At 61.0% G+C, this 26,199-nt stretch carries 13 protein-coding genes; 4 read left to right on the forward strand and 9 right to left on the reverse strand.

Annotation, left to right across the window (positions count from 1 at the left end; genetic code table 11):
* Positions 1-52: 52 nt before the first annotated feature.
* Together H7A19_07860 and H7A19_07865 are read right to left on the reverse strand one after the other, a co-directional pair.
* Positions 53-6,334, reverse strand: a complete 6,282-nt coding sequence (locus H7A19_07860; GenBank protein MCP5474745.1) for a tandem-95 repeat protein — start codon at positions 6,332-6,334, stop codon at positions 53-55.
* Positions 6,331-10,746 (reverse strand): hypothetical protein, encoded by a 4,416-nt coding sequence (locus tag H7A19_07865; protein ID MCP5474746.1) that lies wholly within the window; start codon positions 10,744-10,746, stop codon positions 6,331-6,333. Before H7A19_07865 ends, H7A19_07860 begins: the two co-directional genes overlap by 4 nt.
* 511 nt (positions 10,747-11,257) lie before the next feature.
* Between H7A19_07865 and H7A19_07870 the strand changes: the two genes are divergently transcribed.
* Positions 11,258-12,412 (forward strand): hypothetical protein, encoded by a 1,155-nt coding sequence (locus H7A19_07870; GenBank protein ID MCP5474747.1) that lies wholly within the window; start codon positions 11,258-11,260, stop codon positions 12,410-12,412.
* A gap of 292 nt (positions 12,413-12,704) precedes the next feature.
* Here H7A19_07870 and H7A19_07875 read toward each other — a convergent pair whose 3' ends face one another.
* The 4 genes from H7A19_07875 to purT form a co-directional block, all read right to left on the reverse strand.
* A complete protein-coding gene (locus tag H7A19_07875) occupies positions 12,705-13,073 on the reverse strand; it encodes a hypothetical protein (GenBank protein ID MCP5474748.1) in 369 nt (122 codons plus the stop codon).
* Between the two features lie 501 nt (positions 13,074-13,574).
* Positions 13,575-14,000 carry an RNA-binding protein gene (locus tag H7A19_07880; protein ID MCP5474749.1) on the reverse strand — a complete coding sequence of 142 codons (426 nt, stop codon included), beginning with the start codon at positions 13,998-14,000 and terminating at the stop codon, positions 13,575-13,577.
* Positions 14,001-14,671: 671 nt separating this feature from the next.
* Positions 14,672-16,585, reverse strand: a complete 1,914-nt coding sequence (gene htpG, locus H7A19_07885; protein ID MCP5474750.1) for a molecular chaperone HtpG — start codon at positions 16,583-16,585, stop codon at positions 14,672-14,674.
* A 580-nt stretch (positions 16,586-17,165) separates the two neighbouring features.
* Positions 17,166-18,341 carry a formate-dependent phosphoribosylglycinamide formyltransferase gene (gene purT, locus H7A19_07890; protein ID MCP5474751.1) on the reverse strand — a complete coding sequence of 392 codons (1,176 nt, stop codon included), beginning with the start codon at positions 18,339-18,341 and terminating at the stop codon, positions 17,166-17,168.
* A gap of 140 nt (positions 18,342-18,481) precedes the next feature.
* Here purT and H7A19_07895 point away from each other — a divergent pair, with 140 nt between their 5' ends.
* Genes H7A19_07895 through H7A19_07905 form a run of 3 tightly spaced genes read left to right on the forward strand, consistent with a single transcriptional unit; the run spans position 18,482 to position 21,607 of the window.
* A complete protein-coding gene (locus H7A19_07895; protein MCP5474752.1) occupies positions 18,482-19,924 on the forward strand; it encodes a transglutaminase domain-containing protein in 1,443 nt (480 codons plus the stop codon).
* Entirely contained in the window at positions 19,924-20,871 is a 948-nt protein-coding gene (locus H7A19_07900) for a hypothetical protein (protein ID MCP5474753.1), read from the forward strand. The genes H7A19_07895 and H7A19_07900 overlap by 1 nt, the downstream gene beginning before the upstream one ends.
* A gap of 7 nt (positions 20,872-20,878) precedes the next feature.
* The gene (locus H7A19_07905; GenBank protein MCP5474754.1) at positions 20,879-21,607 is read left to right on the forward strand and encodes a D-alanyl-D-alanine carboxypeptidase family protein; all 729 of its coding nucleotides are present in this window, start codon (positions 20,879-20,881) and stop codon (positions 21,605-21,607) included.
* A gap of 192 nt (positions 21,608-21,799) precedes the next feature.
* Here H7A19_07905 and H7A19_07910 read toward each other — a convergent pair whose 3' ends face one another.
* From H7A19_07910 to H7A19_07920, 3 genes are all read right to left on the reverse strand, one after another.
* Complete coding sequence (locus H7A19_07910) at positions 21,800-22,264, reverse strand: hypothetical protein (protein ID MCP5474755.1); 465 nt, start codon at positions 22,262-22,264, stop codon at positions 21,800-21,802.
* Positions 22,261-22,827 carry a DNA-3-methyladenine glycosylase 2 family protein gene (locus H7A19_07915; protein MCP5474756.1) on the reverse strand — a complete coding sequence of 189 codons (567 nt, stop codon included), beginning with the start codon at positions 22,825-22,827 and terminating at the stop codon, positions 22,261-22,263. Before H7A19_07915 ends, H7A19_07910 begins: the two co-directional genes overlap by 4 nt.
* A 200-nt stretch (positions 22,828-23,027) precedes the next feature.
* Positions 23,028-25,877, reverse strand: a complete 2,850-nt coding sequence (locus H7A19_07920; protein ID MCP5474757.1) for a penicillin acylase family protein — start codon at positions 25,875-25,877, stop codon at positions 23,028-23,030.
* Between the last annotated feature and the right edge of the window lie 322 nt (positions 25,878-26,199).

Consider the following 26,199-nt stretch of genomic DNA (forward strand, 5'->3'; position numbering starts at 1 on the left):
AGAGCGTCGTTGGATCGCAAGATGTGGATTCCCGATGAAGTGCGGCTTCGGTTCATGGCACTGACTCGAAACCGGATTGAAACAGCTGATCTCCGACAGGCTGGCCGTTGAGCAGAATCTGAACGGGTGCGTCGGCGCTCAGGCCGGCAGGGTCTGTGACTCGGTAGGTGAATCCATCACTCGGGGGTCTGGGCTCAGCAGGCGTGTAGATCAGTCCGCCATCCAGCGACAGATTCAAAGTGCCTGAACTCGGCGGCTGGATCAGCGTGACCAGCAGCGTGTCGCCATCCGGGTCGTGGTCGTTCGCAAGCACACCGGCTGCTGAATCGAGCACCAGTGGCGACACGCCGGGTGCCAGCGAGTAGAGGTCTGGCTGCGCCTGCGGCGCATCGTTCACGGGCAGCAGCAAGATCTCGACCTGAACCGGCAAGGATTCCAGTTCGCCGTCGCTGACGGCGTAGTCAAATCGAATGCTGCCGGTGACATCGCGCGCCGGCGTGTAGCGAACGTGCCCAGCGCCCAGATCCTCCAGCTGACCGCTAGGCGGCTGGCTCAGGATGACCAGCGTCAGGGTCTGGCCGTCGGGATCGACATCGTTGGCCAGCAAGCTATCCAGGGACCGCGTATCGAGCACGCTGTCTTCGGGAATCGCAAAGACTTCGCCGATAGCCAACGGACGCTGGTTGGGGCCCTGAGTGACGTCTATCACCGCGCGCCCAACACTGCTGTCGATCCCGTCACTCACGCGATAGGCGAACTCATCTCGGCCATGGAAACTGGCGTTCGGCAGATAGACGAATCCACCATCTGTCGCCAAGTTCACCGCTCCGTGTCCCGGCACAGACTCCAGCATCGCAGTCAGCGGCTCGGCCTCTACGTCCGTGTCGTTTGCCAGCACGCCATTGGCAGCCGGCACCGTCAAGGTTTGGGATTGCAGGACCTGATAGGTATCGGCAGCCGCGAGCGGTGGATCGTTGACTGGCTCAACTGCGATCGATGCCGTCACCAGATTGGAGCTGAGCGCTCCATCCGTAACTCGATAGGTGAACTCGTCAGAACCGAAGTAGTTCAGGGCTGGCCGATAACTGAAGTCGCCGCCGTCGAGCGTGAGTACACCGTGCAGAGGCGCATCTGCCAGCACGACTGACAGTTGATCCCCGTCTGGGTCCGAATCGTTGTTGGTCAACGCCCCTACATTGGAACTCTGGAGCAACTGATCCTCGTCGATGACGAAGCTCTCGCCCTGGGCCACCGGCGCTCGATTTCCCGGTCCGACGACTGAGACGGATACGCTGGCAATGGTTCGGGCGGCGCCATCGCTGGCAGCATAGCGGAACGACACAGCACCGATGAAGCCGGGTTGCGGCTGATAACTGAAACCACCATCGGCAGCCACTAACACCTGCCCGTACACTGGCGCATCAACCAGTTCAACGACCAGCGGATCGCCATCCACATCACTGTCGTTCGCGAGCAGACCCTGTGCCGATCCAATGACCAGAACTTGATCGACGACAGTCTGATAGACGTCATTGACGGCAGTCGGTGGATCATTCTGCGCGAATACGGTGATGGCGGCCGTTGCGACATTGGAACTTAGCTGGCCATCGCTGACCGTATAAGTGAACTGATCAGTTCCCGCAAAATTGGCCGCAGGCTGATAGGTAAACTGTCCATCCGCTTGCGCATTCAAGGTGCCATGCTGTGGTTGAGACACCAGTTGAAGAGACAAGGGCGCTCCCTCGAAGTCGCTGTCGTTCCCAAGCAAACCACCCGAGGAACGCGAATCCAGGAGTGTGTCCTCCATGACCCCAAACTGCTCTCCGACAGCCACTGGTGGCACATTGCTGGTACTTTGGATGTCCAAGGTCACCAATCCCAACTCGGCGCTGCCGCCTGCATTGGCCGAATACGTGAATGTGACGACGCCACTGAAACCCGGCTGACCGAGATAATTGAAGCTGCCGTCGGCATTCAAGACAACGCTGCCGACTTGCGGCGCCACGATCAGCGCCGCACTCAAGCTGGGCGCGCCCGAGACCGAGTCGTTGGACAATACACCTGGGGCAGTTTCAAAAAGGTCCGGACCTGAGAAAGAGTAGAAATCATCAGTAACGGTGATCTCGACGGGTGAATTGACATCGCGAACCGTAATGGTAACCACACCCACATCAACCTCACCCAGCCCATCATCTACCTGATACTGGAACTGGTCGATCCCCACGAAGACGCCATCGGGCTGGTACGTGAAGCTCCCATCGCTCGCGAGCGTCACCTGTCCGTGCGCAGCGGGACCGATCAATGCAGCTGACAGCGAAGGCCCATCGACATCCGTATCGTTCGCGAGCACACCGCTGGCAGCGCCAACGGCAAGCGACTGATCCCTGTCCACGACGTAACCATCATCCAGGGCCACAGGCGCGTCGTTGACAGGTGTGACCAGAACTTCGACATCCTCGTCCGTATAGAGATTGGATTCGTCGTACACCCGATAGCGAAAGGTATCCCGCCCGTTGAAATCGGGATCAGGCGTATAGCTGAAGCCTCCAACAGCCGAAACCGTCACAGCACCGTGCTGAGCCGGTGCCAGAAGAGAGGCATTGGTCAGCGCCTCACCGTCGACCTCTTCATCGTTGCGCAACAAACCCAGCGGCTCGTCGGCAATCAGTACAACATCTTCATCGGTACGATAGGTGTCGGGCTCGGTCACTGGAGCGTCATTGATTGGCAAGATTGTCAGAGAGACGTGTCCAACCACCACACCCGCCACATCATCAATGACCCGATAGTTAAAGCCATCGGTTCCGTTGAAATTTGAATCTGGCGTGTACCTGAAGCCACCATCACGCTGCAGAACGAGCCGACCATGACACGGCCCACAACCCCCTGGGGTGCCGGCAAACTCGACGTGAAGTGCATCCCCGTCGATGTCCACGTCATTGGCAAGCAAGCCGTCGCCCGGGAGCACCACCAGAACCACGTCTTCGTTCGATACATAGACATCATCTACCGCGACCGGGGGCGTATTGACGCGGATGCTCACTGTGGCAGGCGAACTGTAACGCCCGGTGCCGTCCAGAACTCGATACTGAAATGAATCGGTACCGGAGTATCCGCTATTCGGCGCATAGCTGAATGTCCCGTCCGGTGAGAACAGCAGCGTTCCGTGGGCGGTCGCGCTGACCAACTCTGGAACGATCGGAATCAAGTCCAAGCCACTAGCGCCGGGGTATATCGGCCTGCTTGGCCCAGGCCGCATGTCTGGATCATAGTCATTGGCCAGCACTCCCTGTGCAGCAACAGGGATAAGCAGCGATGTATCTTGTTGCGTCAAATAACTGTCGGCGCCGGCAATTGGATCATCCGGTATCGGCAGAACGGACAATGTAATCTTCCCGCGACCTATGGCGAGACCGTCAGTAATTGCATAATTGATCTCGCGTGTCCCGTAGTAGTTGTATTGGGCCAGTGCAGTAGTAACCGTTGGATTCTGCGCACGATCTACAAAAATCGCCACCGTACCGTCGGCAACTCCGAATGCTGTACTTGTCAGCCGTATTGAGTCCCCATCGGGATCGCTATCATTCGCTAACAGGCTTGGGAAGACTTCGACCGTGGTGTCTTCGTCTATGGTGTAGGCATCCGGGCCGGCCACCGGTGGACCGTTGGTGCGAAACGTGACCGTCGCCGTATCCGAAATACCAGTGGTTACCTGAAAAACCCGATAAACAAAGGTGTCGATCCCGGAAAAATCCTGTGGTGGCGTATAGCTGAGAGCCCCTGTCTGCGAATTCAAGATGACCGTCCCGAAGTGCGGGGGATCAAAAATCTCGAAATTTACTTCAAAATCTGGATCATAGTCGTCATTTGCTTTAATAGAGTCATTGTATCCGGTTTGGAATACCGTATTCCTGATGACGCCAAAGGCATCATCTTCGGCCTCAACACCGTCATTGACTGGCTCAACTGTCAAACGAACGAGAGCTTCGTTGCTGACACTTGTGCCATCGTATATTCGGTAGAGAAAGAAGATTTCCCCGTAGTAGTTTGGCACAGGGCGAACTCGAAAACTGCCGTCTGGCGCCATCACCAGAGATCCCGGCTGAATACCGTATTCTGGAATATAGGTCACGGTCGGTCTCAACTGTTCCCTCGGCGTGTCAGCGTCCTGATCATTGGCAAGAACACCATCTTCGGCCAAAACCACGAGTTCCTGATCCTCATACATCGTGTAGGCGTCTGGGAACGCCCGAGGTAAACTGGTTATACCAACGGCAAGCGTTACCGTCGCGACATTCGAAAGGGACTTGCCATCGGTCACCTGGTAATTGAAGGTATCGAGGCCGACGAAACCGGTATCCGGCAAATAGTTGAAGGTACCATCTTCCCGCAAAATAAATTCACCGTGATTCGGCACGCGTGACAACACGGCTGTCAACGGGTCATTTTCCGGCGCATCATGATCATTCGCCAAAAGGCCTTCATCAGTGTCAATGACCGCAAGCAGCGTATCAACGTCAACCAGATACACGTCGTTGGTTGCAGTCGGCGGCTGCGTGACGGTGATGCTCACCGTGGCTGGTGTTGCCCCGCCGTCCGCATCAACCGCACGATATTCAAAGGTATCGACGCCACGAAAGTTGACTTCCGGCACATAAGTGAAGGCACCATTCGCGGATAGCTGAACCGACCCGTGCGCCGGTTGATTGACGAGTTCCGCTTGTAGCGATGCGCTCTCAATGTCGGAATCGTTGACCAGAACTCCTGGCGCAGCGATTTCGATCTGCACATTCTCATCCGTCATGTAGCTGTCTGGGCGTGCCACCGGCAGATCATTGACGGACCGCACGGTCAAGGTGACCGGCACTTCCGGTGAGGTCAATCCATTCGAAACCAGGCGATACCGGAATGTCGTGACCCCAAACCGATCTGGCGAATCAGGCTCAAACCTGAAGCTGCCATCGTTGGCTACCAGCAGTGTGCCCCAAGCGGGCTGGGCTCTTACCTGGATCTGTACACCGACAGGCGAGACAACGTTGTCGTTGGCGAGCAATCCCGGAGCGTCAACGAACAGCACTTCGCCTTCGTCAAACTCATAGGCGTCCGGTCGAGCAAGCACACGCTCAAGCAAGACGTTACGTGTCGCCTGACCGATACGTCCTTCGCCGTTGGTCACCACAACCATGATTTCGTAGACGCCGTCGGATGTGGAAGAGATGTCCCAAAGCCATTCGTAGGGCGCGGAGTTGACAGTACCGAGCGGTACGCCGTTGGCACTGAAGGCCACCTCGGAGATACCCGCGGCATCACTCGCCGCAACGCGAATCAGCGTATTGGTGGTCAATACTGCGCCCGATGCCGGCGCCAGAAAGCTCACCACGGGAATACTCGGCGTCAGGACGATCGGACGTGGCGTGCTCACTGTACGAGTGTGGCCCTGGGCGTCTCGATATTCGGCATGAATCGTCTTTGCGCCAGCTGATTCGGAGAGGAAGAAACTGGCCGTAGCTGCCATCGGCAAAAACGGTATGCTCCCGAAGTCGGTTGATTCCGAAAGGCGATACTCAGTGGCACTTGAGCAGCTGAGCCGTACCGTGAGCGCCCGCAACACAACTTCATATCGGCCATCCGCCGGGAATATTCGGCAACCAGCTAACGTTGGCTCGATGAGAAACTGACCGTAGTCGACACCCTCCGAGACCGCGTCACCCAAGCCCTGTGGATTGCCAATCGGATCCTGCGGACCGCTGGCGTCGCCCCACCAGTTGCCGCGAGCATTCACAATGCTGGAGGGCGACTGGTTCTCTGCCCCGTACTGCAGGTTTCCCGTGATCACCGAGTTCGAGATCTGCAGATTGGAGTGGTCTTGCGCCTCCAGCCCAACACCGTTGTTGATCAGGCGCAGGTCAGAGAGTCGCGCACCACTTCCGCTCTCGGCGCGTGCACCAACCAGGCTGTCGGAAATGGTGATTGCGTTGAATACATAGGGTAAGCGACCGAAGCGCAGAGCCGCTTCGCCGCTTGAGCCGGCGTACCGGATCCGGGCGCCATCAAGCTGTACATCGGCCACTGCAGCCCCGACCTCAATCGAGATACCACGCCAGTCACCGGGAGTCGCGGGCGGCGCACCAGTTATGGTCACTCCACTGAGTTCCGCGTCGCCGACGCTGGTGAATACGGTATCGCCTTCGAGAACGATTCGATCTCGCACAACCAGACCAGCATCCGTCCCAAATTTCACTTCGACGCCGTCGGCTAAAGTCAATTCTGCAGGCAGCGCCGTCTGCGTAGTAGTGGTTAGTGCCAATAGTAAAGCAAGCAAGGTTCGCTTCATGGCCGTGGCACCGAATTGCCGCCGCCACCGGTAGCTGATGAAGCCCAAACGGAAACCCAGATACGCGGGCTTGTCGTTGGCTGAGCCCCGATTCCCGAGGCCGTAATTCGCGTTTGCCCCGAACTGATGCCGAGCAAGTCAAAATCGGCACTGATATTGCTGCCAATCGGAATCACCACGAACGACGGAACACTTGCGACACCGGGCAAGGCGCTACTCAGGTCTACCTGGAAAGGACTGACTGGGGATTGATCGGGATCATCCGACTCCACCACCATAATCTGAGCAGTGAGAGCAATACTGGTCCCAATCTCTATCCTCTCGGGTGGCTCGGAGATCGCGACGTGAGGCATTACTGTGCGAATATCCACATCGGATGGCGCCGCTGCAAAGATACCGCCGCTCGAGGCGACCAGTCTGGTCGCGCCGAGCGAGCCCCCGGTTACCGGAACCCCAACACTGTATATGCCAGGGCCCAGCACAAGGCTCGCTGGAACGCTACAGACGCTGGCGGCAATGCAGTTGAGATTGACCGTCAAGAGTTCGTTCGGTGCCTCCGGGATATATCCTGACACCAACCGTCGAAGCAGAAGGGAAGACGAAATCAACCCGGCCCCCACGTAGTGTTCGGATCTTGTGAATTCGAGCGTGGCCAGCTGGACCGTCTGGACCGGCGAATCCCAAGTCCCCACCCCGGGGACGCTGGCGCGCACTCGGTAGGTTCCCGTTGCGCCAGGACTGCCAATATAGAGATAGTCAATGTCACCAGAAGCTGTAAGGCTAATACCGGTCCCCGCGGGAATCTCCAATTGGTGCCTGAGAGAATTTCCGGCACTGGCTTCGTAAATGCCGTCGACGATATTGCCAGGCGTGCTGTCCACCAGCTCAAAGTCGATCATCGTCGACACCTGCGAGATCGGCTGGTCTTGGTATCCAGGATATACGCCAGGCACATCCCAGCGCACGTAAAACGCATCCCGTTCACCTGCCACTCCCCGGACACCTCGCAATTCGACGAACTTGATCGCAGGTTGGACGACATATACGCCCAAGCCGCCAATTGGTTCGGTCATCCCCAAGGGCTTCGCAGAAATCCCCACCAAAGTCGGCGACAGATCAACACCTGTAATCGGCACCTGCACGTAACGCGCCCCCGGCGGAAAGGTTAACTGGGCGGGAACGGTGACCTTGTCCGGGTCGGAACTCGTCAACTCCACTATCAACGAGTCCTCCAAGCTAAACCCTCTTCTTTCGAGCCTGACGTAGCTCGACGTCAATCCCTTTCCAATCGGCGCAGAGAATTCATTAAACAAGAGATATTGATTGCTCGGCTGAACCTGCACAATGGGGGACAACCAAGTTCCCATTCCAGGCACGTCTACCTGAACTTGGTAGCTTCCCGTCAGAGCAGGCGCCCCAACATAAATTGTTGCAGGATCTGCATCCGCTGTGCTGGCTTGATTGGTGCCGGTTTTCAACGTCAAGATTCCGATCGGATCCGAACCTGAATCGTTCGAGTAAAGTCCTTCTACTACACCCGCAGGATTCTGATTGACAAGAGTAATCAACACTGGCCGATCCACAGGCGAAGTCCCGGAACTCCACTGAAGTTCAAAAGAATTGCGCGGGTCTCCCACGGCTTGGTAAGACCTCAGCCCCTGGAATCCCAGAGACGCGGGGGAAACCGTGATTGACAGAGGCGAAGATGATTGGTACCCGGGCGCGTCCGCGCTGATGTTCACGGGTGACCCTGTCAGGTCAAGACCGACCAGAGGGATAGTCGACGAATCTTCGTTGGCTGAAATCTCAACAGTTCCCGGAATCCCAACCGGGCCTGGAATGTTCGGCGTAAGTGTTACCGCAAGCGCGTCGGGCGTCGCAAATCCCCTCGCGATTTCATAGTCCGTATTCTGCAGCCCCTTGCTGAGCTGCAGATTTGTACTCGGATTGAAATATAGGTACGAACTGTCGTCGCCCGCGTCCTGCTGTTCCGATATTTCACCAACCATCCCGTCCGCCTGCGCCGAGATCCGATAAGAACCTTCTACTGTTGGCGTACCGACATAAGCCGAGTTTGTGGTCAGATAGGCTCCCGCAGGCAAAATCACCGCTGAAATCTGATTGCTACCAGCAATGGCGCCGTAGATGCCATCCACGACGCCCATCGGATCCTCATCAACCACGGCTACAGACAAACTTCGGTCCGCGATCGCCACTTGATCCCAACCACCGGGCACGTCGACGTCCAGGGCGAATTCGTCCCGTATCCCGCCCACCGTCCGGCTGCCATCAAGATCGCGAATCTGGATTACCGGCTCAACCACATTTACGGTCATCGGGACGTCAACGACATACCCGGGTGCTGTCATTTCTACCGTCACCGGTGAGTTCGACGTTTCCAAGCCGGTCATTGTGAAGCTGGCTGAGACCGTGTGCGCCGGCATCGTGACCGTTGGCGGCACCTGGAGCCTGCTGGGATCAGAGCTTGTCAAAGTAACGGTAACGTCGTCAGGGGGGTCTTCCCCATACCGCTGAATCTCTACGTCTGTCTGCATTCCCTTGCCTACTACGTCCGATCCCTGAAAGCTGAGTGTTGCTGCTGGAACGACACCTACATCAAGGCTGGCGGGAAAAGCTCCAACGGCGGTCGCTCCAATTGTTGTCGAGCCAATTGCGACCGCGAGGACCTCAGCGCGTACTCCGGCGACAGTTTGACCTTCGGGAATGGTTATCGCAGACGGAGTGACGCTCGCGATCGCGGAATCTGCGCTGTCCAGATTTACTGACAGCCCACCTTCGGGTGCCGGCTTGCTGGATCGCACCGAGAATCGGCCGACTGTCCCTGCCGGCAGCCCAGTCGAATACTGAGGATCAAAACTCAACGCGATCTGCTCGACCGCAATGGTAATCTGACTGCTTGTATATCCGGACGCGGAAGCCGTCAAAGTAGCGGTTCCGGAAGCCAGGCCCGTCACATACAGTGTTGTCGAAGTCGCTCCGCTTGCGATCAGTGCGCTGGCGGGTGCCGCAACGATTGTCGGGTCCGAATTCGCCACTGCAATCGTGATGCCTCCTGGCGGCGCTGGCACTGACGAGGTGATCGTCAGGTCCCCGCCAACCCCCGGCGCCAACACACCGAAGGGTCCGAAAGCCAGAAATCGGTCTCGGACTCGCAGAGTCGCGCTACCAGACATCAGGCCTGGCGCAGACCCGCTGAGCGTTGTGTCTCCAGCGGCAATACCGTTGACATTGAATGTTGCGCTGGCAGAGCCACCGGGTACGAAAACGCTGGCAGGCACTGTCGCAACGAGTGGATCGGCACTACTCAGGTCCACACTTATCCCCGGAGTCGTTGCCGGCTCGCTCAGACTCACGCCCATGCTGAGCATTTGGCCAATTCCGACCGTCAGGACGGCTGGCGCAAACGAGATCGAGATCTTTGGCAACACCGTGATTGCGGCAACCGCGGCGCCCAAATCCGGGTGACTGACCGTGACGTTGGCTTGCCCGGCTGTTCCTGCTTGCAGTGGAAATGAAAGGGTTCGGGCGCCTTGCGGCACCGTGACCGTCGACGGCGCTGAAATGACCGACGGCACACTGCTCGCCACGTTGATTTGCAGGCCCCCGATCGGTGCCGGGCGAGCCAATTCCAGGGTCAACTCACCAGTCTCGTGCGCTCGAAGGGTCAATGTAGTGGGCGAGAGCGCCAGCGGCGGAAGCCCAACCGCAACGATTCCCTGAGCAACAACATACGGGATACCGACCAAGCCCCAGCGTACGACACCTGTGATCGTTCCGGGCGGAACGAGAATCCCGTTCAATCCATTGTTCGCGGCTGTCAGGCCAATGCCAGTGGGTGAAGAGTCCAAGTCCAGTTCGATCGCCGGTCCGGCGTTCTGCTCGAATCTGACACGGCTGATGGTCGGCGATGCGCTCGCCAACTTGAGTCCATGACCGTGTCGAATGACCACACCGTCGAATACAGTGCCCGAGTCTGATGTGCCATCGTCAAGAAAGATCGGTCCCCAATCGCCAGGCTGAGGTACTGCTTGTCCTGAACCAAACACGATGGGCGCGCCCTCGCTGCCGATCGCCGAGATCGAACCGCTGTCGATGACCAACTGCTTCCCCCCGTCGAAGTTCACGACGACTCCGGCTTCGATCACCAATCGCGCACCGTTGATGATTTGAAGGTTCGAAACGACTCGAATCGGTGAGTCAGCCAAGGACCAGGTTGCGTTTGCGCTCAGCTGACCGCCGACTTCAAGTGCCGAAGCCTGAGAAACCATCGAACCGACGCAGACCACGGTGAACAGCGCACGAACTATCCCGGATGAGCGCAGCACCCGACCGAGGACGCCAACCCCTCCCAGCGACCATGCGGCCCACTGACTCTTTGCAAATTGATCCACCGGTCCCCCCGACGATTTGGTCAAGCATCCCCAGCTACGTTTTGACTTCAAGCGTGCCGCTGACTCAAGGAGGAGACAGAGCGAGCATGGATCTCACGTAAGACAGACAATGATTGTAACTTGTGAAAGGTACTAGATTGCAACTGAGCTGCGACTCAGGCTCCTTATCTTCAATCTCGACCAATCTTGCGCGCGGCTCACCTGGGATACGTCGCTCAGGGCTGCAGTCACGCTGACGAGCGGATCCTCCAGAGAGTTGGATTCCGTGGGCAGCAACACTCAGGCAGCGAAAGCTTCCTCAGAAAGTTGCTGAAGAGAGTCACCCTCGCCGCAGAGGCTCCATGTTCGAAGGTAGCGTCCTCATTCTTGACGAAACGCACTGAGGAGAATCTGCATCAGGCGCCCGCCCTTGCTCTGTTGGCAAAGTTCTCCCGTCCGCGATAGCATCGCAACAGATCGTTGCAGTTACATACGTTCAAGAACTTGCTTCGGTTCACGGGCCACCCTTGGCTTGAAGGATCGTCCATGGCTGAATGCCGCAGCCGAAGAACTTGAGTTTGACGTGAGCCGTTGCCGGAAGACGAGCGACGGCAATCAAACCCCCAATGAGACGAGGTACTTGATGTCCAGGATGACTTTCTTGCTCGCACTTCTGGCACCAGCCTTCGCAAGTGCCCAGGATGAGTTGGCGATAGATCGCGACGCCGGCGCAACTCCGAATGCCAGCAGTCAGAGCTACAACACCGGCACGATGGTTGTGAACAACTCCGGGTCTGGATTGTCGATCGGTTCTCCCAACAGCGCGAATCCCTTTTGGTCCATCACCTTGCAGCCACCAGCAGGGCTGCCACTAGTCGCTGGGTGTTATGAACGTGCCAAGCGATCTAGCACTCAGGGGCGACCAGCGTTCGCCTTTGGATTTGGAGGCAGCGGATGCAACGCCTCCTACAGTCGTTTCAAAGTGTTGGATATCCAACGTAATGGCAGCAATAACGTGACATCGCTTGCCTTGGATTTTTCGCAGCAATGTGAAAGTTACGGCGGTGCAGTACGAGGACAGTTACGATTCAATTCTGCCATCCCGATCTCGCCAACATTTCTGCGCCCGGTGGTTGATTCCACAGGTACGTTGGCCTTCACTGCCCAGCCAGGCGCGGTTGGATCGAGCGCGCCAAGTGGCATGGCGAGCATCCAGCTGCTACGTCAGGTGCTCAGGCCTTCCATCAACGGGGATAATGGCACGTCGTTCTCCTATTCTGGTCCGCTACCTGGTGGCATATCGACCGGGTTCTTCGGTTTGGACTTCGCCGCTGCAGGCGATGTCGTTCTGGTTCCTGGAAGCTATCCCAACGCAACCCGTTACCCGTTTCAGGCTTCCAACGCGCCGGGTTTGGCGTTCTCCTATAACGGAAGTGGCTGCAACACGCTGGCCGGCTCGTTCAATGTCAGCGATGCGGTGATGGACGGACTGGACCCGGTGCCGCTCTCATTTTCGGCAACGTTTCAACAGCACTGTCCAGACGCCGCCGGGCCGCTGACGTCCGGAACGATCAACTTCAGTGCAAACATCCTCGGCCCGGTGACTTTACCGCTCTTCTCGAATGGCTTTGAAGATGCGAGCGCCGCCGGCAGCCATGGCCTATACACGGCAACTTGCGCCGAGTGATCTCGGGGCGTGCGGTGACGGCAAACGAAACTTGGGTCTGGTGCGTAGCTTGACCCAACCTGATTCGTACCAATCCTCATCAGCCTCAGGTTTGGAGGCCCATCGAGCGCTTGATCACGCCTCTGGCGGGCCCAACTCATTGGCCCGAGCCTCTTTCCCGGCGGGGAACGGAGCTCTGATGAGGATTGGTACGAATCAGGTGACCCAATGACACTCGGCGCGAGTGGGAATCCGGTCACGTCAAACCTGTGAATACACTGGATTCCCGCTTTCGCGGGAATGACGAATGTCCCTAGGGTTTCAGCAGCAGGAACGGCAACCCCACCGTCAGCCCGATCAGCAGTGCCACGGCCAGCAGTTGCATCAGCATGCGTCCTGGATTGGCTTTGAGTTCGCTGAGAAACGTGGGTGCCCTGCCCTCGCGGATTTCCTGGGCGCGTTCGGCGCGGACTCGGGTGAGGCGTTCGCTCTGGTATTGCTTGAGCAGCGCTTTGACTTCGGCGGCACGTTCGAGGTCGCGTAGCCAGATGCCGCCGGCGGAGATGCCCCAGAAGCCGGGTTGGGTTTCGTACCAGTCGACGTTGTGCTGATCGAGCAATTCGCGGGTTTCGGCGGCTTCGTCGTCGGTGGCGAGGCGCAGGTTGAGCAGGAGTTTGGGCACCGGGGTTCCGGATGGCGATGGTTGCGGGGTGAATGATGCCGTACGGCGCGTGGACGGGCGAGGAAATCGCGTGCGATGTGTGCGAAGCGTGTTTGGATAGTGCGTGGCAGTGAGTTCGCAGAGCGAGCCGTTGGTAGGAGCGACCTTGCGTCGCGACCGAGGATCGCTGATGCACGGCGAGAATCGGAAGTTGCCGTGAGCTGCTGCCAACGGCGGCACGCACTGGACACGGAGTAGTGCGAGGGCGATCGGATCAAATCTTCCCTGCGCTTTGCGGGCCAGCGTTGATCCTTGCCGTCGCCGGGCTGGGTGACGCGGTTGCGCCGCAAGGGCGCTCCTACGGGCGCGGGATTGATGGGTGGGTTCAGGGCGTCCAGACAAGTCTGGGCCGACAGCGGCGACGCTGCCTCCGACTTGCTCAAGGCATGGACGCGCGGTCCTCAAGCCGTAGATGAAAAGCGTCCAGACAAGTCTGGACCTGCATCGGTAGCGGCCTGGCCGTCAGATATCGATCTTGTCCAGGCCCTGATTTCGCTCGAAGCTGGCCATGTCGCGGCGGTCGCGTTTGCTGGGTCGTCCGGGTGGGGGCTGGAAGCCCATGCGGGAGAGGCGCTGGGCTTCGCGCTCGCGTTCGCGGCGGGCGATGCTTTCTTCGGTTTCCTGGTACAGGCCGACGGCCTTGGTGGCGGGCCCGCGGATGGCGGACAGGGCGGCGACGACGACTTCGAAGCGTTCGATGCCGCGGGAGATGCTGAGGGTATCGCCGATGTGCAAAGTCTTGGCCGGCTTGCAGCGGGCACTGTTGACTTCGATCTTGCCGCCTTCGATGGCCTGCTTGGCCAGCGAACGGGTCTTGAAGAAACGCGCGGCCCAGAGCCATTGGTCGGCTCTGACAGAGGCGGTGGACGAATCTGAAGGCTGTGACATGGGTACCTATTCTCGGGGATCCGCGGATATGGCGCCAGGGCAAGCCGTTTTCGTTGGATCTGGAGCTGGGTCCAGGCCGGCTTCCTTGCTCATGGGGCCAGGTATTGCAATTCCGGACTCGTCTGCGCGCTTGGTCACGAATTCGCAAAGAGCGTCCAGACAAGTCTGGACCTACCAGAGCACGGCTCCCAGCCGCTGGAGCGCCGGGGGGCCGCTGCGCGGTGCCCTCGGCTTCCATAGATCTAGCCCGAATTTCTCACACCTGCGCGTGCAGATGCCGTGATCCCGTTGTGGCGCAAGGCGAATCGGTGGCCACACAGCACGCAGAGTGTACGGCTGCATCTGCCCGCTTTGCGGCCCTCGCTGGTTCTTTGCGACTATCGCGGCGTTGCTCCTCCTCGCCATGGCATCACCATGTCTCGTCGTCGCGCCTTGCGCTAGTCGCAAAGCCCTGCGCGATCTTCCGCAACAGGTGTGAGAAATGCGGGCTAGAGCAGCCGCGCAGGCGCGCGGCCCTCGTCGAAGCCGCTTCGAGCTCGCCGCCAGGTGGATGGCTCCCAAGCAGTGAGGCGGAAGAGCCCCGGTGAGCCGCTGCGCGGCACACCGGGCTACGCGCACCCATTGTCGGCCATGCTGGACTCGGCTGTCTCTCGGAAAACGCCCGTCCTGTCTCAGGCGGCAAACAGCAGTCCATTCAGTCGACGCACGAAACCACTGGGATCTTCAAGCTGGCCGCCTTCGCTGAGGACGGCCTGTTCGTAGACCAGTGTGGCCCAGTCAGCGAAGCGGGCTTCGTCGGTTTCGGCAGCCAGCTTGGCAGTGATCGCATGCGCGGGGTTGAGTTCCAGCGTCGGCGCGCCGCCGCCGCCGGCGGCTTGTCCGGCCTGCTTCAACAGGCGCTGGGTATGCAGGCTGAGCTCGTGCTGATCGACCACGAGCACCGCAGCCGAATCGCGCAGTCGCGAACTGCCGCGCACGCCCTTGACACGCTCGCCGAGCACGGACTTGAGCCGATCCGCCAGACCTTCGGGCAGTTCGGCGGTCGGCGGTGGGCTCACGCCCTCGACGTTGTCGATATTGCTGAGATCGATGTCACCCTTGGCCACCGACACGAAGGGCTTGCCATCGAACTCATGCAGATAGGACAACGCCCATTCGTCGATGCGATCGGAGGCCAGCAGCACTTCCACGCCCTTGGCGCGGAAGGCTTCCAGATGCGGCGAATGGCGCGCAGCCAAATGGCTTTCGGCAGTGATGTAGTAGATGGCGGTCTGGTTGGGTCGCATGCGACCGAGATAGTCGGGCAACGACACCGTCTGCGCAGCACCTTCGCTCTGGGTGGAGGCAAAACGCAGCAGCTTGGCGATACGCTCGCGGTGGGCGAAGTCTTCGGTCAGGCCTTCCTTGAACACCTGGCCAAACTCGCGCCAGAAATCGGCGAACTTCTCGGGTTGATCCTGCGCCAGCTTGTCGAGCTGATCGAGGGTGCGCTTGATCACGGCCGAGCGGATCTGCTGGGTCAGGCGGTTGTCCTGCAGCAGTTCGCGCGAGACGTTCAGCGGCAGATCGTCGGAGTCGATCACGCCGCGGACGAAGCGCAGATAGGCCGGCAGCAACTGTTCGGCCGCATCCATGATGAAGACGCGCTTGATGTACAGCTTCAGGCCGTGGCGCTCGTCGCGACCACCGCCAAACAGATCGAACGGTGCCTTGCTGGGGATGTACAGCAGACTGGTGTAGCTCTGGTTGCCCTCAACCTTGTTGTGGCTCCAGCACAGCGCCTCGCCATCGGAATGCGCCAGATGCTTGAAGAAGCCCTGGTAGTCCTCGTCGCTGAGATCTGCCTTGGGTCGAGCCCACAGCGCGGCGGCCTGGTTGACCGTTTCCATCTCGGCGGCGGCCGGTTGCGGCGCCTCGGCGCCCTCCTCCGCTTCCGGTGCCGGCGGCACTTCGCCGCGCATGCGGATCGGGAAGGCGATGTGCTCGGAATACTTGTGGATCAGCGAACGCAGGCGCCACGAGGACAGGAACTCGCTCTCGTCTTCCTTCAGATGCATGACGATTTCGGTGCCGCGACGCGGATACTCGACGGTCTCGATGGCGTACTCGCCCTTGCCATCGGAACTCCAGAACACGCCCTCGCTGACCTCCAAGCCGGCGCGACGGGTGCGCAGTTCAACCTTGTCGGACACGATGTAGGCGGAATAGAAGCCGACGCCGAACTGGCCGATCAGCTGCGCGTCCTTGCGGGCGTCGCCGCTCAGCGCATCCAGGAATCGGCGGGTGCCGGAACGGGCGATGGTGCCGATGTTCTCGACCACCTCGTCATGGCTCATGCCAATGCCGTTGTCGCGGATCGTGAGCGTGCGGGCGGTTTCGTCGAATTCGATCTCGATGGCCAGTTCCGGGTCTCCGGCGAGCAGCTCGGGCTTGCTCAGGGCCTCGAAACGCAACTTGTCGAGGGCGTCGGAGGCATTCGACACCAACTCGCGCAGAAAAATTTCCTTGTTGGAATACAGGGAATGGATGACGAGGTTCAGAACCTGCTGGACTTCGGCCTGAAAGGCACGGGTTTCGGTGGTCATGGACTCGGAACTCGAACAAAGAGGTGAACGGGAATTGGGGATCGATGCCCGGGATTTCAATGGTGGTGTGCATGCTGCAACCTCATCGCGGGCCACCTGAATCGGCCAGACACTGCATCCCGAGCCGTGAACAAGGAGAGGCCGGAACCTTGCCCGATGTGCCGCGTAGCGGCTCACCGGGGCTGTGCGCGTCACGGCCCGGAGAGCGCTGCGCGCACTTCGGGCTACGAAAAGCGGCGCCGCAGCGCGGCGCCCTCCACAGTGGCGGCAAGAACCACCGGATTTCGGTTCATGAAGAGCGCAGCAAAGCAATCCAGCCCTGCGCTTTCAAAAGCTCTGGATTGCTTCGCTGCGCTCGCAATGACGCCGGGAGTTCATAGCTCGTAGGCAGTTTCGGGACGGGAGGGTGGCTTGCAAAGCCGAATCAAGCCTCTCTCTGCATTCTCCTCGCTACTCTGCGTTCTCCGCGTTGAGATCCTTGTCCGCATTTGGGCGAGTGAGACTGGGCGATGCGTTCCGAACGCGACGGTCGCGCCGCAAGGGCGCTCGTACCGGTGTACCCACCCCGATAACTGCTCTTCTACAACTCTATCCGCAAGGCCGCCGCGGCGCGGCGGGCCTTTTCGCGGGCGGCGAACAGGGTTTCGCCGCGGGCCAGGGTGACGCCGACGCGGCGGCGGCCATGGACATCGGGCTTGCCGAACAGGCGGATTTCGGTGTCGGGCTCGGACAGTGCCTGTTCCACCCCGTGGAAGCGTGGGCCCTTGCCCTCGCCTTCGGCCAGCACTGCCACCGAGGCGGCGGGGCCCCGCTGGCGGATCACCGGTATCGGCAGGCCGAGGATGGCGCGCACATGCAGCGCAAACTGCGACAGATCCTGCGAGGCCAGCGTGACCAGGCCGGTGTCGTGCGGTCGCGGCGAGACTTCGCTGAACATGACCTCCTCGCCGCGGACGAACAGCTCGACCCCGAACACGCCCCAGCCGCCGAGATTGTCGGTGATTGCCCGTGCGATTTCCTGAGCACGCTTCAGCGCCACCGGCGACATCGGCTGCGGCTGCCAGGACTCGCGATAGTCGCCGTCTTCCTGAAAGTGGCCGATGGGCTCGCAGAAGCTGGTACCGGCGCGGTGCCGGACCGTCAGCAGCGTGATTTCGAAATCGAAGGGCACGAATCCTTCGACGATGACCCGGCCGGCGCCGGCGCGGCCACCACTCTGGGCATAGTCCCATGCGGGGCCGATGTCGGCTTCGCTGCGCACCACGCTCTGGCCCTTGCCGCTGGAACTCATCAGCGGCTTGATCACGCAAGGCATGCCCAGCCTGGCGATCGCCGCCTGGTATTCCTCGCGGGTATTGCAGAACTGATAAGGCGAGGTCGGTAGCCCCAGTTCTTCGGCCGCCAGCCGGCGGATGCCCTCGCGATCCATGGTCAGTCGCGCCGCCCGCGCCGTCGGAATCACGCGCAGGCCTTCGGCTTCCATCGCCTCCAGGGTGGGCGTGTGGATGGCCTCGATCTCCGGCACCACCAGGGTCGGACGCTCCTGCTCGATCAGGGCGCGCAGCGCATCCGGATCGAGCATGGGCAGTACGTGGGAGCGATGGGCCACCTGCATCGCCGGCGCGTGCGCGTAGCGGTCGGCGGCGATCACCTCGATCCCGAGCCGCTGCGCCTCGATGGCCACCTCCTTGCCCAACTCGCCCGATCCAAGCAGCAGCAGGCGGATGGCGTTGTCGGTGTAGGCGGTTCCGATCACGGTGTCGACTCCTCAATGGACCGGCACATTCTATGCCGGTGTCGTGCCTGAACAAGGAATGTGACTGACGGCACCCTGCCCTGATCAAGTGTCCATGCATTTGGCACAATAGCCGGCCCTTGGACCCTAGCCGAAACCTGATGCGTCTTGCCGCACTGCTGTTCGCCATCGGCCTGTGCGCCGCTACCCTCGCCGGTGCGGCCAATCCAGATCCCACCGAACGCACCTGGCGTGCCGTGCTCTTTGACGGGCGCAAGGTGGGCCTGTCGCTGACCGAGCGCGAAGTACAGACCGACGGCGCCGTGCGCAGCGCCGAGATCCTGGAGCTGGAGATTCAGCGCGAAGGGGTATCGGTGTCGATGCGCTCGCTCGAGGAAACGCTGGAATCGGCCAGCGGCGAAGCCCTCAGTTTCCGCGCCGATATCCGAACCGCTGGCCAGGAGCTGCGTTATGTCGGTACCCGGGTGGGCCCGGAAGCCTTCGAAGTCCGCATGGATGGCGCCGGGGATACCCGCACCCAGACCATCCGGGTTCCGGCCCAGGCACTGTTCTTCGAAGGCCAGCGCAAGGCGCTGCTGGCGGGCCTGCGCGGCGAAAAGACGCTGATCGCGCTGGATGCCTTCATTCCCAGCCAGCTGATGGTGGTGCCCCTGGAAACCAGCTTCAAGCCCAGGCGCCGGATCGAGCTGATGAAGGACGAGGCCGAGCTGACCGAGGTCGAGCAGCTGGTGCGCTATCCGGACGGCCCGATGCAGGTCTCCGCCTTTGTCGACGATCAGTTCAACGCCCAGCGCATCCGCATGGATCTGGCCGGCATGAAGGTCGAGTTGCTGGCCTGTGATGAAGCCTGCGCCCGCGCCCCGAATCAGCCCATCGATTTCCTCGACAAACTGGTGATCGATGCGCCGCGCGCACTGAGCGCGAAGGAACGACAAGGCGCGCTGACATTCGAGGTCAGCATCCAGGGCACCGACATCGCGCCCACGTCGACCGGCCAGCAGCAGGTCCGTGAACTCGGGCCCGGACGCTTTTCGATCCGGATCGACCCGAAAGCCAGGTGGCCAGAGAGCGAGGTTCTGGCACTGTACAAGGAGCCTTCGGCGTGGGTGCAGTCGGACAGCCCGGTCATCAAGGACCTGGCGAAGCGCGCGGCAGGTGATGCCGCGGACGATCAGGCGCGGATGACCCATGCTGAAGCTTTCGTCCGCCAATACATCTTTGGCAAGACCCTGTCGGTGGGCTATGCCTCGGCGCTGGAAGTGGCGACGACCCGGCAGGGCGACTGCACCGAACATGCGCTGCTGCTGACCGCCATCGCCAGAGCTCTGGACATTCCGGCGCGGGTCGCCACCGGTCTGGCCTATGTACCGAGTTTTGGTGATCGCGACGATGTCTTCGTGCCCCACGCCTGGACCGAGGTGTATCTGGATGGCCGCTGGCAGGGCTTCGACGCCGCCCTGAACGGCTTTGATTCCGGACATATCGCCCTGGCCGTCGGCGACGGCGATCCGGTACGCTATTTCGCCGGTGTGGCGCTGCTGGGTCGTTTGCAGATCGATCGCGTCGCGCAGGTCCAACCCTGATGCGCCGGCTTGCGCTTGCGGCCCTCGGTCTGGCGCTGTCCGCGCCGCTGCATGCGGAGCCGCAAGCTCCGGTCAGTCGACTGGGAATTGCCGGCATCGTGACTGACCCTGCACTCGGGGAGCTCAGTGGCCTGGCGGTATCGCGGCTGGCGCCTGACCGTTTCTGGGGCATCAATGATGGCGGCAACGGCAATCGCCTGGTGTTGATCGATGGTCGCGGCCGGGTTCTGCGCGAGCTTCTGGTGACCGGCGCTGAAAATGTTGATTGGGAGGATCTGGCCAGCTTCGCCTGGAAAGGTGAGGACTGGCTGCTGGTGGCGGACACCGGCGACAACTCCGGAGACCGCAAGCAGGTGTCCCTCTGGCTGCTGCCGGAACCCGATCCCAACGGCAAGGCCAGTCAGACCAGCACCGCGCGCGAGCTGCGTTTCACCTATCCGGATGCGCCACACGATGTCGAAGCCATGACCGTCGATGCGCATGCAGGACTGATCTATCTGCTGTCCAAGCGCACGGTGCCGCCCATCCTGTTCCAGCTGCCGCTGAGCGGCTTTGATGGCGCCGAGCCGCTGGTGGCTGAGCGAGTGGCCACTCTGGATCGCATTCCGCAACCGACAGCAAGCGAGATCGAGCGCGATGGCAGCCTGAGCCGCTTTCGCTCGCAGACCACGGCCATGGAGCTGGACTGCACCGGCCTGAATTTTCTGGTGCTGACCTACGATGCGATCTACCGCTATAGCCGCTCGGAGCATCAAGGCTGGGCCGAAGCCATCGCCGATCAGGAACCCGCGCGATCCAGCATCAGCCTTCTGCCACAGGCTGAGGCCATGGCGCTGGATCAGGGCTGCCAGCATGTCTATGTAGGTAGCGAAAAGGCACCGGTGCCGCTGCTGCGCTTTCGTTATCGGCCCGCGAAACCGGTGCAACTGACACCCGTAGAACACTGAAGCGCCCATGCACGCCCGAACAGTCGCACATCATCGGCGAGCGCCGTCCCTGGCCCTGGATCGGGCATTTCTGCATGGATTGCGCTCGGGCAGATTGCGGCTGACCAGCCTGCCGGTCAAATTGCGCGGCAGCAGTTTTGCGCGCATACGCCAGCGCCTGGCGGAACTGGATTTGCGCCAGCTATCGAGCATCGACAAGGCCCGGCAGCTTCAGACAGCGGAACAACCGTGCGCGGTAGAGCGACTACCCCATGCCGAACTGTGGCTGAGTACCGCGGACGCACGACATCTGCCTGCGCATGGCGAAGCCGCCCTGCTGGAAAACGCCGGCCGCGATCGCTTTGGCCGCACCCACTGGCTGCAACCGGCCGCCCTGCGCGCCTTGCGACGCCTGCACCATGCTGCAGCGCTGGATGGCGTGGAGCTGGAGTTGATCTCCAGTTTCCGCAGCGCCAGGGACCAGCTGCGGATCCTGCTGCGCAAGCACGCCAGTGGCCAGAGCTGGGAGCAGATCCTCAAGGTCAATGCGCCGCCAGGTTTCAGCGAACATCACAGCGGTTGCGCCGTGGACCTCGCCGTACCCGGCGCTCCACCGCTGACCGAGGCCTTCGAATCGACGCTCGCCTATGGATGGCTGCAGCGGAACGCGGGAAGATTCGGATTCGAGTTGTCCTACCCCCGCGGTAATCGCTGGGGTTTCATCCATGAGCCCTGGCATTGGTGTTATCGGGGCTGAGGCTGGTCCTTCCAAGAACAAGCTACCCTTTGAGTTCGCTGCTCGAAAGACAGGGGGCAAGGGGCAGGGGTCCAACCTCGACGCATGATCTGATCGTGCCGCAACGTGGGTCCCCTGCCCCCTGCCCCCTGCCCCTTTCTGATGCGCGAACAACCGCACCGACCGGGGCGACCAGGACTCCCACCGACTGCGTCAGTTCAGCACCACCGGGCCGGCGGTGGGTGGGTTCTGGTTGAGCTGCTGCGGCAGGTCCATCGGCAGGCGGATATTGTGCAGCCCCAGATCCTGCAGCAGGGTCTGGGCGCGAATGGAGAGTACCGGGAACAACTGTCGCGCCAGCACTGTGTGATGAGTTGCGAAGTCGGTGGCGTTCAAGCCTTCTCCGCCGATCTGCCGGTACAGGGCGACGGCGCGTATCTCCAGATCGAAGAGCTTGGTGCCGGGCACGCCTCTCACCGGCGTACCGACGCAGGTCAGGCGGGTTTGCAGGGCAAACTGGGGTGGTACCGTGCCTTCAACCGCAGAAGGTGTGAGCTGAAACTCCACGTGGGCATTGCACTCGGTGGTGCGGGCTTCGTTGCCGTGCAATGCGGCCTGCATGCCCGTCAGGCTGAGATTTTCCAGCGTCAACCAGCGAAACAATTCGTCTGCAGTCATGATGTGCCGTCCCTGGCGCTATCCAAAGCCCGCCAAAGATACAGGCTTGCGAGGCTGCGGTACGGACTCCAGGCAGCACCGAGCTGCGATAGCTCAGCTGTCGAGGGCAAGGCTGGCAGTTCATGCACCAGTTGGGCCCCGGCACGCACGCCATAGTCGCTCAATGGCAGGATGTCGCAGCGACCCAGCCTGAACATCAACAGCATCTGCACCGTCCACGGTCCCACGCCGCGAACCACCGTCAGGCGCGCAACCGCATCCTCATCGCTCATCTCATGCAAGGCGTCCGGTGATGGCAATCGGCGCGCCCTGGCGTGCTCGGCCAGATCCTTCAGCGCCCGAGCCTTGGCATTCGAAACGCCAGCAGTGCGCAGTTCCTCCACCGACACGGCTGACAACGCTCGTGCCGTGACCTGGCGTACGCCCAGCAATTGCTGCATGCGGCCGAAGATGGTTTCCGCGGCCTTGCCATTCAGTTGCTGAAAGATGATCGAGCGCGCCAGCGCATCGACCACCGTGAAGCGCGTGCGGCAAGGCAAGCCAAGGTCGCCAATGCGTTCCATCCACACGGCCAGTCGCGGATCAGCCCGCCGCAGATGGTCTCGAGCTTGGGCGTCAGTGGTCAAGGGCGTGCGTCTTCAGACATGCGATAAGCCACTGAATTGAGGGCACGAGGGCAAGAGGGCGCGAGGGCACGAAAATCAGGAGCTCGCGTCGAACCTGCCTTTGCGTGCCCTCTTGCCCTCGTGCCCTCGCCTTGCGACTACGGACGGAAGTCCAGGCGCTCGCGTTCGGCGGCCAGTGCCTGATCGCGGTTGATGATGAGGGTCTTGTAGCGATTGGTCAGCCAGCGGCCAAGCTGACTGGCATAGGTCGGCGAGCCGAGTACGCCGGACTGACCGCCGGGGTGAATGTTCTCGGCGCTGATCGGTGTGTTCAGGTCGCCGACAAAACGTCGCGCCGGTCCTGATCCGAACATGAAGCCGTTGACCGTATTGGCCCGGACCGAGTGACCACCCACATCGAGCGTGTCATAGCCACCCGGACGGGCAACACCGGGCAATTGCGGCGACAGATTCGCGAAACCGTAGGGATTGGCGCCCGGCAGATTGAAGGGCCCGCCCAGCGGATGATCGAAGACGATGCGATGCAAGCGGCCCCAGCGGTAGTCGTCGAGATTGGTGGAGTTGCCGAAGGCCGCTGCGAAGCTGTCCCCGGAGAGCGCGTTCAGGCTGTCACGCAGTGCCCGCAGCAACACTACATCCCGAGCGGCCTCTGGACTTGGCGCACCCGCCACCTGGAAGAAGTTGACGCCACTGGCGCCCACGCCATGTGCCGTCGGATAGTTCTTGAGCAGATTGAGCAAGGCACGGATCGATTCCTCCGATCCGGGCGTCTGGCTGCCCAGGCCGATACGCGTCAATGTGCTGTCGACGACGCCACGAATCGCGAAGGAGCGCCACACTGCAAACAAGGTCGCCGCCGTGGAATTGCGGATCTCGGTGGCACTCGGCTGCGGCAGATTGCCCGGATCATCGCCCGGATCGAAGCCCTCGGCGATGCCGGTGGGGGTTGAATAATCCCAACTCGCCAGGCGATCGATCGCAGCCGCCACCCTGGCGTCGTTGATCAGTGTCCGCAACTCTGACCAGGCATTCGGCGCGCTGGCATTGGCGGCGGCCGTCAGCAGATACGGCGTCAGCTTCTCGGCATCCAGCGGCTGGTTGTTGGCCTGCGTCTGCTTGATGAAATCGACTGTCACGGGCTGCCCGGATTCAAGTCGCTCACTCAGCAGTCTGTCGATACGCCCCTGGCGGAAGCCGGAATAGGCGATGTCGAGGTAGTAGAGACCACCGCCCGGCCGCAACTGGTTCAAGCCGTTGTTGTCCAGCGTGTTTCCGACCGGATCATTGTTGCAGTTGGCGATGTAGCCCGACTGCGGATTGATCACGAAGGGCATTTCGCCCGGCGGCAGGATCTCGTAGGGCAGCGACTGATTCGGGTAGTTGCTGGTACGCGGCAACCAGTCGTGCTTGCGCGCCCCTGAACCGTCGCGAATCAGGAAGGGCGGAATGCCACCATCGGGCGCGCCCAACGTCTGCAGATCGGTGCGCAGTGGCGATTCGGCTGTCGTGAAATAGGCGATGTTCCCTTCGACGTCAGCATAGGAAAAGTTCTGCGAACCCACGTCGAAATAGGACAGGTTGTCGCGGAATTCCTGCACGTTGCGCGACCGCGGCAAACGCCGGAAGGTCTCCAGTTCGTTGGTCGCACCCCAGCCGGTATACGCTGCCGACAAGCCGGAGCTGCCGCTGATCTGCAGCACCGGGCCGTTGTTGCGCCGCGGCACGATGATGGTCACTCCGCCATTGGTGTAGCCGATGGCATTGCTGCGGGTGATGTTGTTGGCGATGCCGTCACCAAGATTGTTGACGAAATAGCTCTGGAAGATCCAGACCACCGGCTCGGCCACGCCATTGTGGATGGTATGGGTGGGCAAGCCGTAGGTGTTGAGGCGGAAGGTTTCCTGGAAGACGTCGGTGACGTCCATGGGGTTGGTGGTCAGACCCCAGCAGAAGCTGTCGGTACAGCCGAGCAGCGGTCCTGGCGCGCCGGCGACCGAGGAGCCGCTGAAGTTGTAGGGCACCGGAAAGCGGCCGTCGGTGGAATACAGACGATTTTCGTAAAAGGTGGACGGGGTATCCAGGCCCAGATGGGGATCATTGGCCAGAATCGGCTTGCCGTCGGCGGTCTTGGACCCGGACACCACCCACCAGTTGCTGGCGCCACGGTCCTCGCGGAACTTCAAGGCCGGACCGATCAGGGGATGATCAGCAATCTTGTCACGATAGGACTGGGCCAGCGCCACGGTCTGTTGCGACACCTGAGGCACTTCATCGGCGAGGCGCTTGTCGGCTTCGCCCTGTCCACCGATGGAGGCCAGGAAGCCCGGAATCGAAACTCGATCATCACCCGGCTGGGTGCGGTGGGTATCTTCGAAGAACAGCGCCGTGCCGTTGAAGTTGCCGGCGGCACCGGCGGCCTGGTAAGCAGCGAGGCGCAGGGTGAAATCGATATCCAGATCGAAGGAGAGCTGGAAGGCCAGTGCCTTGCCGATCACCAGCGAATCCACCGGCGACCACGGTTCGGCCTGGGTCAACTCCAGCGCACCGTACTCAGGCGGCAGCGCCGGCGTGGTACGCAACCAGTAGTTCACGCCGTTGGCGTAGGCCTGAAGAAACTCGCGCATGTCCGGCGACAGCTTGACGTAGGTTTCCCAGGCTGCCCGCCGCAGTCCCAACGTGCGGATCTGTACATCGTTGGCCAGCGCCGCCGCGCCCACGAGTTCGGAAACAGTCCCGCTGGCACCGCGGCGGGTGAAGTCCATCTGCCAGAATCGGTCCCGAGCATGGGCATAGCCCTGCAGATAGGCCATGTCCAGGTCGTTGCTGGCAACGATGCTGGGCACGCCCTCGGCATCGTAAGAGATTGATCCGTTGGCAATCAGGCCCGGAGCAACGGTAGGCGTCGATTGCGCCAGTGATGCGCCAGTCCAAAGTAGAAATGCGGTGGCAACCGCCAAAGGTCGCCGCGCCAGTTTGGCAATGCTCATGATTCACCCTCCCAGGCAGAACGCCACCGAGAGGCGGCGAGTCGCTCGATTATGCTCCTACGAAGGCGCAGGCGAGCAAGCGTCTCGGAGCCGGGTTGCATGGGAATGGGGAATGAATCTGCCGTGCTTTTGAGAGGCACGGGGCACGGGAAAAGCTACGGGTTTCGGGCTCTGGTAGGTCCAGACTTGTCTGGACGCTTCTCCAGCCATGTACCGAAAGCGTCCAGACAAGTCTGGACCCACCAGAGCACGCGTCATTGCGGGCCACCTGTTTCAGGCCGAAACAGGTGGCTCGCAATGACGCCGCGAGGCGGTATGGGGG

Source organism: Rhodanobacteraceae bacterium (assembly GCA_024234055.1).
In the GTDB taxonomy this organism is placed as follows: Bacteria; Pseudomonadota; Gammaproteobacteria; order Xanthomonadales; family SZUA-5; genus JADKFD01.

Bases quoted from the DNA above. Each gene is read 5' to 3' on its own strand.
- H7A19_07920 (MCP5474757.1), bottom strand. From the start codon at position 25,877: ATGAGCATTGCCAAACTGGCGCGGCGACCTTTGGCGGTTGCCACCGCA.
- htpG (MCP5474750.1), bottom strand. From the start codon at position 16,585: ATGACCACCGAAACCCGTGCCTTTCAGGCCGAAGTCCAGCAGGTTCTG.
- H7A19_07910 (MCP5474755.1), bottom strand. From the start codon at position 22,264: ATGACTGCAGACGAATTGTTTCGCTGGTTGACGCTGGAAAATCTCAGC.
- H7A19_07905 (MCP5474754.1), top strand. From the start codon at position 20,879: ATGCACGCCCGAACAGTCGCACATCATCGGCGAGCGCCGTCCCTGGCC.
- H7A19_07915 (MCP5474756.1), bottom strand. From the start codon at position 22,827: ATGGAACGCATTGGCGACCTTGGCTTGCCTTGCCGCACGCGCTTCACG.
- H7A19_07880 (MCP5474749.1), bottom strand. From the start codon at position 14,000: ATGTCACAGCCTTCAGATTCGTCCACCGCCTCTGTCAGAGCCGACCAA.
- H7A19_07860 (MCP5474745.1), bottom strand. From the start codon at position 6,334: ATGAAGCGAACCTTGCTTGCTTTACTATTGGCACTAACCACTACTACG.
- H7A19_07900 (MCP5474753.1), top strand. From the start codon at position 19,924: ATGCGCCGGCTTGCGCTTGCGGCCCTCGGTCTGGCGCTGTCCGCGCCG.
- H7A19_07895 (MCP5474752.1), top strand. From the start codon at position 18,482: ATGCGTCTTGCCGCACTGCTGTTCGCCATCGGCCTGTGCGCCGCTACC.